This is a genomic window from Pseudomonas sp. PS01299, assembly GCF_029960145.1.
Taxonomy (GTDB): domain Bacteria; phylum Pseudomonadota; class Gammaproteobacteria; order Pseudomonadales; family Pseudomonadaceae; genus Aquipseudomonas; species Aquipseudomonas putida_A.
Genome location: NZ_JASCPO010000031.1, coordinates 14773 through 28528 on the forward strand (window position 1 = coordinate 14773; position 13756 = coordinate 28528).

The 13756-nt window shown below is 51.0% G+C and carries 15 protein-coding genes; 11 read left to right on the forward strand and 4 right to left on the reverse strand.

Features of this window, described 5'->3' with window-relative positions:
• Positions 1–343: 343 nt before the first annotated feature.
• The 9 genes from QMX91_RS08475 to QMX91_RS08515 all read left to right on the forward strand — a co-directional run bounded on the left by QMX91_RS08475 (position 344) and on the right by QMX91_RS08515 (position 6845).
• The gene (locus QMX91_RS08475) at positions 344–517 is read left to right on the forward strand and encodes a transposase (protein WP_282412546.1); all 174 of its coding nucleotides are present in this window, start codon (positions 344–346) and stop codon (positions 515–517) included.
• Between the two features lie 110 nt (positions 518–627).
• On the forward strand, positions 628–1263 hold the full coding sequence (locus QMX91_RS08480; RefSeq protein ID WP_282412547.1) for a hypothetical protein: 636 nt from the start codon (positions 628–630) through the stop codon (positions 1261–1263).
• 279 nt (positions 1264–1542) lie between these two features.
• A complete protein-coding gene (locus QMX91_RS08485) occupies positions 1543–1917 on the forward strand; it encodes a barstar family protein (RefSeq protein ID WP_223008869.1) in 375 nt (124 codons plus the stop codon).
• A 588-nt stretch (positions 1918–2505) separates the two neighbouring features.
• On the forward strand, positions 2506–2859 hold the full coding sequence (locus QMX91_RS08490) for a DUF596 domain-containing protein (RefSeq protein WP_096797205.1): 354 nt from the start codon (positions 2506–2508) through the stop codon (positions 2857–2859).
• 419 nt (positions 2860–3278) lie between these two features.
• Positions 3279–3812 carry a hypothetical protein gene (locus QMX91_RS08495; RefSeq protein ID WP_127646174.1) on the forward strand — a complete coding sequence of 178 codons (534 nt, stop codon included), beginning with the start codon at positions 3279–3281 and terminating at the stop codon, positions 3810–3812.
• A gap of 190 nt (positions 3813–4002) precedes the next feature.
• Positions 4003–4341: a hypothetical protein gene (locus tag QMX91_RS08500; protein WP_096797206.1), complete on the forward strand. Its 339-nt coding sequence runs from the start codon at positions 4003–4005 to the stop codon at positions 4339–4341.
• A gap of 143 nt (positions 4342–4484) precedes the next feature.
• Positions 4485–5018 carry a hypothetical protein gene (locus QMX91_RS08505; RefSeq protein WP_282412548.1) on the forward strand — a complete coding sequence of 178 codons (534 nt, stop codon included), beginning with the start codon at positions 4485–4487 and terminating at the stop codon, positions 5016–5018.
• 233 nt (positions 5019–5251) lie between these two features.
• Entirely contained in the window at positions 5252–5890 is a 639-nt protein-coding gene (locus QMX91_RS08510) for a hypothetical protein (protein WP_135296002.1), read from the forward strand.
• Positions 5891–6353: 463 nt separating this feature from the next.
• A complete protein-coding gene (locus QMX91_RS08515) occupies positions 6354–6845 on the forward strand; it encodes a hypothetical protein (RefSeq protein WP_282412549.1) in 492 nt (163 codons plus the stop codon).
• A gap of 112 nt (positions 6846–6957) precedes the next feature.
• Here QMX91_RS08515 and QMX91_RS08520 read toward each other — a convergent pair whose 3' ends face one another.
• A complete protein-coding gene (locus QMX91_RS08520) occupies positions 6958–8001 on the reverse strand; it encodes an LLM class flavin-dependent oxidoreductase (RefSeq protein ID WP_139054800.1) in 1044 nt (347 codons plus the stop codon).
• Between the two features lie 159 nt (positions 8002–8160).
• The gene (locus QMX91_RS08525) at positions 8161–8646 is read right to left on the reverse strand and encodes a flavin reductase family protein (RefSeq protein WP_003225754.1); all 486 of its coding nucleotides are present in this window, start codon (positions 8644–8646) and stop codon (positions 8161–8163) included.
• Positions 8647–8969: 323 nt separating this feature from the next.
• Here QMX91_RS08525 and QMX91_RS08530 point away from each other — a divergent pair, with 323 nt between their 5' ends.
• Together QMX91_RS08530 and QMX91_RS08535 are read left to right on the forward strand one after the other, a co-directional pair.
• Complete coding sequence (locus tag QMX91_RS08530) at positions 8970–10391, forward strand: cytosine permease (RefSeq protein WP_282412550.1); 1422 nt, start codon at positions 8970–8972, stop codon at positions 10389–10391.
• A 296-nt stretch (positions 10392–10687) separates the two neighbouring features.
• Positions 10688–11788, forward strand: a complete 1101-nt coding sequence (locus QMX91_RS08535) for a polyamine ABC transporter substrate-binding protein (protein WP_282412551.1) — start codon at positions 10688–10690, stop codon at positions 11786–11788.
• Between the two features lie 232 nt (positions 11789–12020).
• On the opposite strand, the gene QMX91_RS08540 is transcribed toward QMX91_RS08535, so the two are convergent.
• Positions 12021–12992: a TerC family protein gene (locus tag QMX91_RS08540; RefSeq protein ID WP_282412552.1), complete on the reverse strand. Its 972-nt coding sequence runs from the start codon at positions 12990–12992 to the stop codon at positions 12021–12023.
• A gap of 273 nt (positions 12993–13265) precedes the next feature.
• Positions 13266–13754, reverse strand: coding sequence for a hypothetical protein (locus tag QMX91_RS08545; RefSeq protein WP_282412553.1), 489 nt, complete (start codon positions 13752–13754; stop codon positions 13266–13268).
• Between the last annotated feature and the right edge of the window lie 2 nt (positions 13755–13756).

Genomic DNA, 13756 nt, shown 5'->3' on the forward strand with positions numbered 1-13756 from the left:
TAAATGGGGGGCGGACCAGGTTTAGAAAACACTCCGAAAATGTGGTCTGTCCCCGTTAACTCAGGCCTTATAAGCGCCCCTCAAAGATACGCAGGGAACTTCCGTCGCAAGGGAGGGGTAAATGGGGACAGACCACGTTTAATATAATTGGCTGAAACAATACGTAAAATTTTTTCGTCATTTGAATCTTACAGCGCGCTAAGCTTTCAGTTCAGACCAACTGAAAGGATTCATTTATGCCGTGTAGATCCCGAGTATTGATGCCAGGCGTGCCACTGCACTTGATTCAACGAGGAAATAATAGATCCGTTTGTTTTTTTTCGAGGAAGACTACCTTTTTTACATGGAGCTTTTGGTCGAACAGGCGTCCAAAAGTAATTGTGATATTCATGCGCGGTGCCCAATGACTAATCATGTTCATTTGTTAGTCAGTCCTCATCATGCCAACAGCGCAAGCCTGCTGATGAAAGGTGTAATATATAAATCGTACGTATGGTCGCATCGGAAGTTTATGTAGATAAATGGGGACAGGCCACGTTTAGAAAGCACTCCGAAAATGTGGTCTGTCCCCGTTAACCATCACGCAATATCGGGGGGCTCATTTCAACGACGAAGCCGGGAATCACTATGGCTACTAAAATTAAAATCTTAAGAACATTTGATATTTCTCTTCCTAATGAGGTATTCAACCTGCATGAAGATAAAGAATATGGTGAATTGAAGCTATCGGCGGCTAGTCTTACGGTGTCAGAAAAGTCTTATGAAGCATCGGTAGTAGTATTGGATTTTATTTGTAAATCTGCCGTTAAAAATATGCCGGAATATGCATTCTGGCTGCTATTAGGTAATTCGGCTTGGCAACCAAACACGAGACTTGTTAGGTACCTGGGACTATGGGGTGGTTTGAAATCACGAGGAATCGAAATGCCCCAGGTTACTCGTTCGGTAGAGCGTATCGTTGAGCGTGATGGGAAGTTAAGGTTTTTTGGAGCTATGTGTTTGTCCGATTTTTCGGATCGTAAATCAATAGAAGTTCTTTTAACTGAACGATGTTCTTATATCGCTATTTTACCCAAGAATTTTGACATAGAGTGCGTCTTGGATCTTGGTTGGTGCGGCGGACTCTCTGAAGATCAGACGCTGTGTGCTTATGTAGGTGAGCGAAAAGGACTGCTGATAATGCGGGTTGGTGAATTTGACGATCCTGATAACGGATTTGTGTCAGTTGGGGAACAAGGCGTACTGAACGATCTGCTGAGCTAGGGGTAAATGGGGACAGACCACGTTTAGAAAGCACTCAGAAAATGTGGTCTGTCCCCGTTAAACTCCTTTTCCTCATCGAAAGGATGGCTCTGTATTCCAGAATCGTGCATTGGATTTGCCGCAGAAACCAGCCGGTTACTACACTGAGTATGTCCATCCATCAGCGGGTATTGCAGGACCTGGGCCTCAGCGAATAGTCGTAGGGAAAGGCGGCGAAATGTATTACACCGCCGACCACTACAAAACCTTCATCCCAATAAAAAATTGAGGTCTGTCAAAATGTTGCCATTCACGTTTGTGGAAACCCCGCCTTCATATAACACGGCGAAAGTGTTTTATGTGCGGATTGACCCCTCCATTCAGGTTACGGAGGAATTGATAAGATCGCTGTATTACCTACTTTGGTTACCGGGGTACTTTGGATACAACTGGGATGCCTTGTATGACTGCTTAAGCGATCTCAGTTGGATGCCGTGTCATAAAGTCGTCATTGTGCATGAGTCTCTGCCAGAATTGCCAAGAGACGACCTAAAGATATACCTCGAGATTTTGCGTGACTCGGTCCTTGATTGGATTGGTGACGATGGACACGAGTTGGAAGTTGTCTTCAAAGATGTTGATAGAGCTGTGGCCGAAAGTTTGCTAAAAAATTAGGCTAAGCCTGTGACGCGAGGTAAATGGAGGGTGAATGGGGACAGACCACGTTTAGAAGCACTCCGAAAATGTGGTCTGTCCCCGTTAACCCCCAAAAGGTAGCTCGATAGTTGATGCTGAGAAAGATGCACTAGACCGAATAGCGCAGAACCCCAAAGGCCCTGATTTAACAGGTAAGCAGCCCGGGGCAATTCTACAGCAGCAATCTGACAACCGAATTAGCGATCTTGCATCGCAGTACGATAATTCAAGTCTTCAACCAAAGGATTTTCAATTGAGTATAGGAGGAAAGACGCTCCAAGCTGACCCTTATCTCAGTGTTGGTGCGCCTGTTTATTCTGGCACTACGACATCAGATGTAATGAGCTATTTTAGACAGTTGACAGGAACTGAATATATGCCAGTCGTAAAGTCGATTCCCGGGAAAGGGGATGTTTATGCTGCAACGATTACTTCTGGAGCTAACGCAGGTAGCAAAATTACGTTGAGGAATTTCTCGAACTCAACTCAACAGTCAGGCGCAGCTTGGACCATAGATGTAATAAATCCGTCTATTAATGCTGGGAAACGAATCGAGATTAAATTCAAATGAATATAGATTTTTTGTACTCAGCTATTCTAAGTAGCTCCTTCGGTCTATCAATTGGATCGATTTGGCAGCACTTAAGTGTGGAAATTTCGCACTTGAAAATAAGTAATGAAGAAAGAGCGGAAATTTTTCTCGAATTACTGAAGCGTCTAATGCTCGAAGGGCATTTAAAGCTGGCATCAGATGGAAATTATCTCTCTGGTAGTATTGATGAGCAAATTAGTATCATTGCACTCGCATGGCCTGTTCACCCTGAGGAGGATGAACTTGATGGTTTTGGATTTTGGTTTTTAACTACCGTTCCGGTTGGAGTAGTATGGCTTACCTCCGCTGGCCAGGAGATATGGACATAATTTATCTAGGTTAGTTGGTGCAAAAGGCGACAGTGGTGGCGGCACAAAAGGTGGGTAAATGGGGACAGACCACGTTTAGAAAGCACTCCGAAAATGTGGTCTGTCCCCGTTAACTCGCAAGGCAAGAACCCGTCCTCCCTTCTTGGAGGTTGGGCCACAGAAACTCCTATAAAATCTGTGGCGGATGTTCGAAATAAACTTGCAGTTTCTGAAGAGTTCAAATAGGGTCAATTATTCCAAGTCGAATTTACGGTGAAGCCAGGTGTCGGGATTCGTGAAGGAACTGTTGGTGATATGTGGAATGCGAAAAAGGAAGCTCGCTTGCCTGGTGGTGGACATCAAGTTAAATTTATGGATAAGTCTCCCCGAACTAATCCAGAGTTGTACGAGGTTAATATGGGGTCGGTGAGGTCGTTGCAGTGAGTCTGTTGATTAGTGAAATTAGAACAAAGTGGGAATTCGATGATGGACTGCTTTTTGAGCAGTTTGTCAGCTGGAACGGGGCATGTACCAGTTTTGAAGATACTAAAAATATAATGCTGTATGCGCAAAAGCACGCCGTCGTACGATTTGAACGATATTTGGCCTTTGAAAACGGCCTGGAACTACGCATTCCCGTCAGTGAGATGCCTTACATTCTTGCTGATAGAACAGGGTTTTTGGTCGTCTTCAATGAGGTACCATCAAAATTTGGCATGTCTGTATTTCCTTGGTTTTTTAACTGTCCAAATAATGCGGCGATTTACAACTCTGATGGTTCCTTACGCTTCCAATTAAAAAGCGCTCATGGTGTGGGAAGCTATATTGGTGCTGTGCACTATACGTCAACGCCCACAAACCCAAATGCGTTAGGTGTTTTGGTAGGAAGCGTAGGGCATGACCCAGAGTGGCTTTATTTGGTTGATCCAGATAGCCCTGAATTAATTTCTACAGGGAAGTGGATTCGCTATTAGTTTAAATAAAAGAGAGCTAAATGGGGCAGACCTTGTAAAGGTGAAATGGGAAGGTAAATGGGGATAGACCACGTTTAGAAAGCACTCCGAAAATGTCCCCGTTAAACCTCATCTGTCCCCGTTAACCTGTCACAGATTTATTTTTACCGAAGGTTGTAATCGGCAAGGTCAACGCTTTCTGTAATAAGAAATGACTCCAATAAAGGTCAGGTTTCGTTTATACCCAGTGCTGGTTCTGAAGGCGGTGGTGTTTTTTTACCTCGTCGGATTGCTTGGAAGTTTGATAGGCGCGGTTATTATCTATTGTAAACTTGGAGTTTGGGGTTTTAGTGGTGAGGACCTGTTGGTTTCTTTGAGATTTTCGCTTATCTACGGTTTTTTTGGTGGAAGCGGTATCTGGATTTTTCGCAAAAATGGAGGAGATCAAAAGGCGAAAGAAGGAGAAGGTTTAAGCCTTACCGATCCGCGATCACGCTCCGAGGCTTTGCGCCTGATGATGACGCCCCGTCATGCAGAGCTTTTTGGGTAAATGGGGACAGACCACGTTTAGAAAGTACTCGGGAAATGTGGTCTGTCCCCGTTAACCTCCCATCAAGTTACGTTTATGGATAAAACCCCTCGTACAAATCCCGAGTTTTATACTATTGATATTGATAGTTTGAGGGTGTTGAAATGATTGATCTAGTTGAGCGTATAAGAAATGAGGTGGTACATGGTGATGGAACGATCTTTGAGAGTTTTTACGATTGGCATGGGCGCAGAACTGAATTTGAAGTTGAAATGGCACAAGTTAAATATGTGCGCGTGAGTAAGGTTGTGGAGATAAGAAAATACATAGTTTCTGATAGCGGCTCGGAAGTTTTGTTCTCTGCTGCAGGCATCCCATACATACTGCCAGATAGGAGCGGAGTTCTGGTCGTGTTTAATGAAAAACCATCTAGGTTTGACTTTGCTGAATCACCTTGGTTCTTTGGGTTTCCTCACAATGCTGCGATCTACGATGTTGATGGTGCATTGCGCTTTCAACTGCACAATCCTTATGGTGGAAGCAGTTATATAGGTGCCATACATTCAGGTGCGATGCCCGAGCATCCAAATTCGCTAGGTGTTTTAATCGGCACGGTAGGGCATGAACCAGAGTGGCTTTACTTAATTGATCCTGATGGCGCGGAATTAATCCCCACCGGAAAGTGGATTCGTTATTAGGTGAGAGAAAGATTGAGGATTGAAAGGGGAGACGGGAATAGATCACGCTTATAAATGTCTCTAAATGTCTAGTCCTGAAGCAGGTATGAGTAAATGGGGACAGGCCACGTTTAGGAGGGGGGCGGGAATGGAGCGGATTTATTTTTTGATCTGTGATGAAGTTGATTCGCAGGATGACGATGCAGTCAAGGTTCGCATCTGGAGCGACCAGATAAGGTCATAAAGGAGCTTTTATGGAGTCAAAAACATACAGGCTATTAAACGATATTCCGGAATACGCTGATTATGCTGTAGAAGCCGGAGACCTGGATCCAGAGGATATTCCTCAGGAGCGAGTTGACGCAGTGGAGGAATTGCTTCGTCGCACTCAGGACGATAATGAACGGTTTCTTGCTGCGAAGCTTTTGACCAATTGGGGATACCCAAGAGGTTTGATGGCTCTCGAGAAGTGCATGGAAAAGCCTGAAAGTATTGAGTGGACGTATAGCCATCGATTGCACGGTTATGACGATACTTATTGCCATATACTTTTTGCACTGACTCAATATTATGCCAATATGGCCGATCGGGGCCACGCGGAGCTCGCAAGAGTTGAAGTGTTTCCACTTATCTCGAAAATAATTGTGTTAGCGAGTAGTCGGCCATTTGAAATTACTGGTGCATTTGGTCTTGCGAGGAGAAATGGATATCAAGAATACCTACCTCTTATAAAAGAGCATCTGCTCTCGATAATCGATCATTTCGACGTGCATCGATGGAAGATTTACGACGCTATCGTGTTTCTGCTAGAGTTTGATGCCGATTTTGTAGAGGCTGTACTGAAGCAAAAAAACCAAACGATTGAAAATTTCAAGCCAGTGCACGGTGCATAGCTATTGCAGGTCCACATGAAGAAGCAAGCGTTGGGGTTGTTGATTGTGGTTACCGCTAATGAGTAAATCCTGTGGAGTGAAGTGCGAGCAGTGCGGAGGCAATCTTATTGTCCTCAAAGAAGGTATTACTCAGGGAGCCCGCTGTGATCAGTGTTACTGGTCGGTAATAACAACGAATATCTCCGGCATTCAGCTGGATAGATGCAAGTATAAAGTTCGCTGTCGCGGCGACTATCGGAATCATGCCCAGGTGAATGCTGACTCCGAGGTGACAGGTCAAAACTATTTACTGTCGAGGATTACACTCCAGCAAGGCGATGCTCTGGTATTCAGCGGTCAGGCGCAGGAGGTTTTACAGGCTAGAAATATTCTTGTGTCGGCTGGGGTTGTTTGTGAAATTACGCCTGATTTTCCCTGGATATGAATGAATCTGGCGATGACAGCGGTTTTTCGGAGGCGGGCTATGAATCAACAACAGCAGGACTTGATGATTGATCTGATGTCGCATCGGATCTCAAAAGACTGTTTTCTTGAGTCTCTATTTAAGGGTGGGGAAATTCCCGAAGATTACCTGCGTGCTGAACTGGAAACCGCGCTTGAGATGAAAGACGCTGACAGTGTGGAATGCTTGCTGATATTCGGTGCGGTGTTCGGTTTTACTCAGGATTGTGCGGATGTGTTATGCCGCTTACTCGTTGAAGACTGGCACATCAGTCACGAGAATATTGCAAGGGAATTAAAGGTTTTCAGATACCTTGGTGCGGTCGACTATTTATTCAAGACGGCGCTGACCTGCTATCCGTATATCGCTTCCGAGCATGCTCTGGGTGTGAAATGCATTTATGCTTTACACGAGATTGGTACCGATAAGGCTAGAGAAAAATTGCAATTGCTGGCCAAGGTTGATAACGCTGAAATGTCCGAGTGTGCACGCCGTTTATTGGCGCGAGTCTGATGTTGCTTTAAAAGTGGTTGAGTTCGCAGGCATGAATATGCATTTTCCCCATTTAAAATAAAAAGCCCCGAATTGCTTGGGGCTTTTTATTTGGGCTGGCGGTCGGCATGACTTAACGAAACGCCGGCACCACATCCCTGATAAACAACTCCAGCGATTTCTTCTTCTCCGCATGCGGCAGACTGTTATCACACCAGAAACTAAACTCATCCACCCCCAGTTCCTGGTAATACTTGATCCGCGGAATAATCTCTTCCGGCGTACCAATCATCGCCGTCTTGTGCAGGCTCTCCAGTTCAAACTCCGGACGTCCGGCAAACTTCTCTTCCGGGCTTGGGGCGAGGAAGCCGTTGACCGGTACTTCCTTGTTGCCAAACCACGCATCGAAGGTGCGATAGAACCGTGAGATCGCTTTGGCGCCGACTTTCCAGCCGTCCGGATCGTCAGCCGAATGCACGTGGGTGTGGCGCAGCACCATCAGTTGTGGACGCGGGACGTTGGGGTTGTTGTCGAGTGCGGTCTGGAATTTGTTCTTCAGGTCGACGACTTCTTCGTCACCTTTCATCAATGGCGTGACCATCACGTTGCAGCCGTTGGCCACGGCGAAGTTGTGCGAATCCGGATCGCGGGCGGCGATCCACATCGGTGGGTTAGGCTTCTGAATCGGCTTCGGCACGCTGGTGGAGGTGGGGAATTTCCAGATGTCGCCGTCGTGGGCGTAGTCGCCTTGCCACAGGGCGCGGACCACCGGGACCATTTCGCGCAGGGCCTGACCGCCGCTGGAGGCGGGCATGCCGCCGGCCATGCGATCGAATTCGACTTGATAGGCGCCACGCGCCAGGCCAACTTCCATACGTCCGTTGCTGATGACGTCGAGCAGCGCGCATTCACCGGCCACCCGCAGTGGGTGCCAGAACGGCGCGATGATGGTGCCGGCGCCGAGGTGGATGGTGGTGGTTTTGGCGGCGAGGTAGGCCAGCAGTGGCATCGGGCTCGGCGAGATGGTGTATTCCATCGCGTGATGTTCGCCGATCCACACGGTGCTGAAACCGCCGGCCTCGGCCATCAGGGTCAGTTCGGTCAGGTCTTCGAACAGTTGGCGGTGGCTGACGCTTTCGTCCCAGCGTTCCATGTGGATGAACAGGGAAAATTTCATGACGCTTCCTCGGATCTTTTATTGTTGAGGCTACAAAACTGTGTGGGAGGGGGCTTGCTCCCGAAAGCGCTGGATCAATCGACATCTCTGGTGGCTGACACATCGCCTTCGGGAGCAAGCCCCCTCCCACAGTGGATTTGTGTGGGGTTGAAGTTTTGCTCAGGCCAGAACGGGCAGGGCGCCCATCTTGCCGTGGCAATACACCAGCGGCCCGGTGTGCTGCTCCGGGACGATCAGATTCTTCACCGCGCCGACCATGATCGCGTGGTCACCACCTTCATATTCGCGCCACAACTCACACTCGATGATAGCCGTCGCATTGGCCAGGATCGGGTTGCCTAACTCGCTCAACGTCCACTCGATGCCTTGTGCCTTGTCCTTGCCTTTACGGGCGAAGGCGTAGGCTTCGCTTTGCTGGCCGCCGGAGAGGACGTGGATCGCGAAGCGCTTGTTCTTGATCAGCACAGGGTAGGAGTCGGAGCTGTAGTTGGGGCAGAACAGCACCAGCGCCGGGTCCATCGACAGTGAACTGAAGGCGCTGGCGGTGAGGCCGACGATCTGGCCGTCATCGTCCAGCGTGGTGATGACGGTGACGCCGGACGGAAACGAGCCCATGACTTGTTTGTAGATGGCAGCATCGATCATTGGACGGTCCTCGGGTGTTGTGACGCGATTTTTATGTATTTGTTGGTCTGATGGTATACCAGTATTTTTTCTTTGCAAGAGCTTTTAGGCTGAACCGATAAACGTGGTGCTTTCGTCGGAAACTCAGCATTTATTGGGTTTCTGGCTGGCCTGCAGGCCGCAGAATCAGGGAGGATGGCGGATCAGGTAGCGCCGTAAACTACGGATCAGTCTTGTGAAATGTTTGGAATACCATAATATGGTCTGCATCTGAGGGGCGACCCAGAGTCCCCCCGGTTTGGCTTCATACAAAGATAAGAACAGACAAACTCGAGTTCATGAATATGTCCCAGATGTCCCGGCAAGATCCGTTGATCGAGAATCACACGGTCGACTACGTCCCACTCGCGGAACGCCACGGGAAGGCCCGCGACCTGTTCACCTTATGGTTCAGCACCAACATCGCGCCACTGCCCATCGTCACCGGCGCCATGGTGGTTCAGGTGTTCCATCTCGACTTGCTTTGGGGGCTGCTGGCGATTGCGCTGGGGCACCTGATCGGCGGCGTGGTGATCGCCCTGGCGTCGGCGCAGGGGCCGCGCATGGGCATTCCGCAAATGGTGCAGAGTCGTGGCCAGTTCGGGCGTTACGGCGCACTGCTGATCGTGTTTTTTGCGGCGCTGATTTACATCGGTTTCTTCATTTCCAACATCGTGCTGGCCGGTAAGTCGATTGTCGGCATCGCACCTTCGGTACCGGCGCCGCTGAGCATTTTGATCGGTGCGCTGGCGGCCACGGCGATTGGCGTGATCGGCTACAACTTCATCCACACGCTCAACCGCATCGGCACCTGGGTGATGGGCAGCGCGCTGCTCGCCGGTTTCATCTACATCTTCGCCCACGACTTGCCGGCAGACTTCCTGACGCGCGGCAGCTTCAACCTGTCGGGCTGGCTGGCGACGGTGTCGCTGGGGATTATCTGGCAGATCAGTTTCTCGCCGTACGTTTCCGACTATTCGCGTTATCTGCCGGCGGATATCGGTATCGCCAAACCGTTCTGGGCGACCTATTTGGGAGCGACGCTGGGGACGATTCTGTCGTTCAGCTTTGGCGCCGTGGCGGTGCTGGCAACGCCTGAAGGCACTGAAGCGATGGCTGCGGTCAAGCAGTCCACCGGTTGGCTCGGGCCGATTCTGATGGTGCTGTTCCTGCTCAACATCATCAGCCATAACGCGCTGAATCTGTATGGCGCGGTGCTGTCGATCATCACCTCGATCCAGACGTTCGCCAGTCAGTGGACGCCGAGCATCAAGGTGCGCGTGGCGTTGTCGAGTGTGGTGCTGGCGGGTTGCTGCGTGGTGGCGCTGGGTGCCTCGGCGAATTTCATTTCGCAGTTCATCGGGCTGATTCTGGCGTTGCTGCTGGTGTTGGTGCCGTGGGCGTCGATCAACCTGATCGACTTCTATCTGATCAAGCGCGGCGCGTATGACATCACCTCGATTTTCCGCGCGGATGGCGGCATTTACGGGCGCTTCAATCTGCACGCGATCATTGCCTACTTCATCGGGATCATTGTGCAGCTGCCGTTCGCCAATACCTCGTTGTATGTCGGGCCGTACGCCAATCTGGTCGATGGCGCCGACCTGTCGTGGCTGTTCGGCCTGGTGGTGACAGTGCCGTTGTATTACTGCCTCGCCACACGTGGGCAGACCCAGAATCAACGTGGCGAGGGGATTTATCCCCGATCGGCTGCGAAGCAGTCGTGAAATCAGCGAGTGCGGGCCCCTTTGAGATGTAAAGGGGGCCGCTTCGCGCGCCATCGGGGATGAATCCCCTCACCACAAGTGATCCTCGCCCAGCCTCCGCATTCCAGCGGTCATTCAAATTGGCCATTTCGATCCCCTTTTGGCCCATCCCCCACTGTGCCGCGACCCCGCGGTCGGCAAGAATCAAAGCCATAACGAAACGCTGGACCTTCCTTGCCCTTGGCTACCTTTACAGCCGCTGCCGTGTACAGAACATAAAAACCATCGATCTCACGTCGCAATCCGGGGAAACAAACATGGTCACGATGAAACGCATTCTGGGTGCCACCGTGTGTGGGCTGACGCTGCTGGCCAGCGCGGTACACGCCGAGCAGCGCGAGCTGCGGGTCTACAACTGGGCGGATTACATCCTGCCGTCGGTGCCCAAGGATTTCGCCGCGAAGACCGGCATCAAAGTGACCTGGGACACCTTCGACACCAACGAATCGCTGGAGGCCAAGTTGCTCACCGGCAACTCCGGCTACGACCTGGTGGTGCCGTCGAACCAGTTCATCGACACCCAGATCAAGGCCGACGTGTTCCAGAAACTCGACAAGTCGAAACTGCCGAACTGGAGTCATCAGGATCCGGCGCTGCTCAAACTGCTCGACGCCAATGACCCTGGCAACCAGTACGGCGTGCCCTACATGTACGGCACGGTACTGATCGGTTTCAACCCGGCCAAAGTCAAGGCAGCGCTCGGCGACAACGCGCCGGTGGACAGCTGGGATCTGGTGTTCAAGCCCGAGAACATGGAGAAGCTCAAATCCTGCGGCGTAGCGATGCTCGATTCGCCGTCGGAAATTCTGCCGCTGGCCCTGCATTACCTCGGCCTCGACCCGAACAGCCAGAACCCGGCCGACTATGAAAAGGCCAAGGACCTGATGCTGAAGATTCGTCCTTACGTGACCTACTTCAACTCGGCCAAGTACATGACCGACATCGCCAATGGCGACATCTGCGTGGCCATCGGTTACTCCGGCAGCTTCTACCAGTTCGGCAACCGCGCGAAAGAGGCGGGCAACGGTGTGGTGGTTGACTGGCGTTTGCCGAAGGAGGGCGCGCCGATCTGGTTCGATACTTTCGCGATTCCGAAGAGCGCGAAGAACGTCGAAGAGGCGCATGAATTCCTCAACACCTTGCTCGATCCGAAAGTCATTGCGCCGATCAGCGACTTCCTCGGCTACCCGAACGTGAACAAGGACTCGATGCCGCTGGTGAATAAAGACATCACCGGCAACCCGAACCTGACGCCAACGCCTGAGGCCCTGAAAACCCTTTATGTAGTCCAGCCACTACCGCAAAAACTCGAACGGGTACGCACGCGGGTGTGGACCAGCATCAAGTCCGACAAGTAGCCGCACACCCTCTGGAGGAGTGAGCCTGCTCGCAAAGGCGCCGGACCAGGCAACATGGATGCTGAATGTGCCGGCCCCTTCGTGAGCAAGCCCACTCCCACCCTTTGATCTCGGCCAGCTCCGGATCCTCCATCCACTGACTATCACCTGTGGGAGCGGGCTTGCTCGCGAAGGCGTCGGGTCAGCCGACACCTTTATTGAATGTCGCACCGCATTGTGAGCAGGCTCACTCCTACAGGTTTTGTGACGCGTTTTTACTCATCACCAGACTCAACACCACCGACCCCAGAATAACCCCGCCCACCACCGCCAGTGACCATTCCACCGGCATGTGAAACCAAGGCATCAGCGTCATCTTGCCGCCGATGAACACCAGCACAATCGCCAGTCCATACTTGAGCAAATGAAAGCGGTCGGCCATGTCGGCCAGCAGGAAATACAGCGCGCGCAGACCCATGATCGCGAAGATGTTCGAGGTGAACACGATGAACGGATCGGTGGTGACCGCGAAGATCGCCGGGATGCTATCGACTGCAAACATCAGATCGCTGGCCTCGATCAGCACCAGCACCAGGAACATCGGCGTGGCCCAGCGCACGCCGTTCTGCAGCACGAAAAAGCGCTCGCCGTGAAAGCCTTGGGTGATCCGCATGTGCCCGCGCACCCAGCGCAGCAGCGGGTTTTTGTCGAGGTCCGGTTGCTGCTCGGCGAACATCAGCATCTTGATCCCGGTGATGATCAGGAACACCCCGAAGGCATACAACAGCCACTCGAACTGCGACACCAGCCACACACCGGCGAAGATCATCGCCGCGCGCATCACGATCGCCCCGAGTACGCCGTACAGCAGCACCCGGCGCTGCAATTCCGGTGGCACGGCGAAGTAGCTGAAGATCATCACGAAGACGAACATGTTGTCGATCGACAGTGACTGCTCGATCAGATAACCGGTGAGGAATTCCAGGGTCTTGCGCTGGGCAATCTCAGCGCCGAACTCGCCGTGCAAATACCACCAGAGCAATCCGGCGAAAGCCAAGGCCAGTGCGCACCAGGCGATCACCCAACAGGACGCTTCCCGCACTGAAACGCGGTGCGCCTTGCGTCCGCCGAAGACGAACAGGTCCAGTGCAAGCATGGCGAGGACGAAGACGATAAACGCGCCCCACATCCATGGTTCGCCGATATTGATGTTGTCAGTGGGCATGGCAATCTCCCTGTCTTTTATGTCGTTGGAGGCAGACCGGGACATGCTAGCGAGGAGTGAATGCCAAGGAAAAATCGTATATTCCTGAGGTAAAGTTCGATAAAAACGAAGTGTCTGGCTTTTTTTGCGGCAGGCGTCTTTGCAATGGCAGACGGCATTGATGCGTGAATACGAGAGAAATTTCAGTGCGAGTTAATTTGGAGGCAGAGTTGCCAAACACTGCGGGCGGGCACCTACCCGTTTGGCATTAATATGTCATTGTGACTGACTTTCTTATTGTGCAGGTTTGTCAAGAGGACCCGATGCCAGCAGTTCTAATCTGCCTTGTACTTTGTGCGGCTTTCCATCGGGCTCTATTTGAAAATCAAAGTCTGCGTATATTGATTTGTTTTTGTCGTCTCGCTTAAGTTTGATTTCGCCGTTGTCACTCGAAATGATCCCTCCAGAAGCAATGACGCTGGCACGCACAGGGCTTTCGTCACCTTTCCTAATTGGATATGTGCCACTTTCGAGCTTCTGATCAATGATGATAGTAATCTGGTAAAAAACGTCTGCTTCGTGATATCGGCCGATGATGCTGACTGATCCGGGAACCAAGGATGCATAAATAAACAGCTCCGGCCTGAAACTCGGAATGGGCGGAAAATCAGGATTGAATTCGGCCTTGTAGTATTTGCCAACGGGTTGTTCTTCTACTTCTATGAGTAATGGCTTCAAGTCTTCATCGACGCCATGTTGTTTAAGCAGAATGGCATTGCTCATGG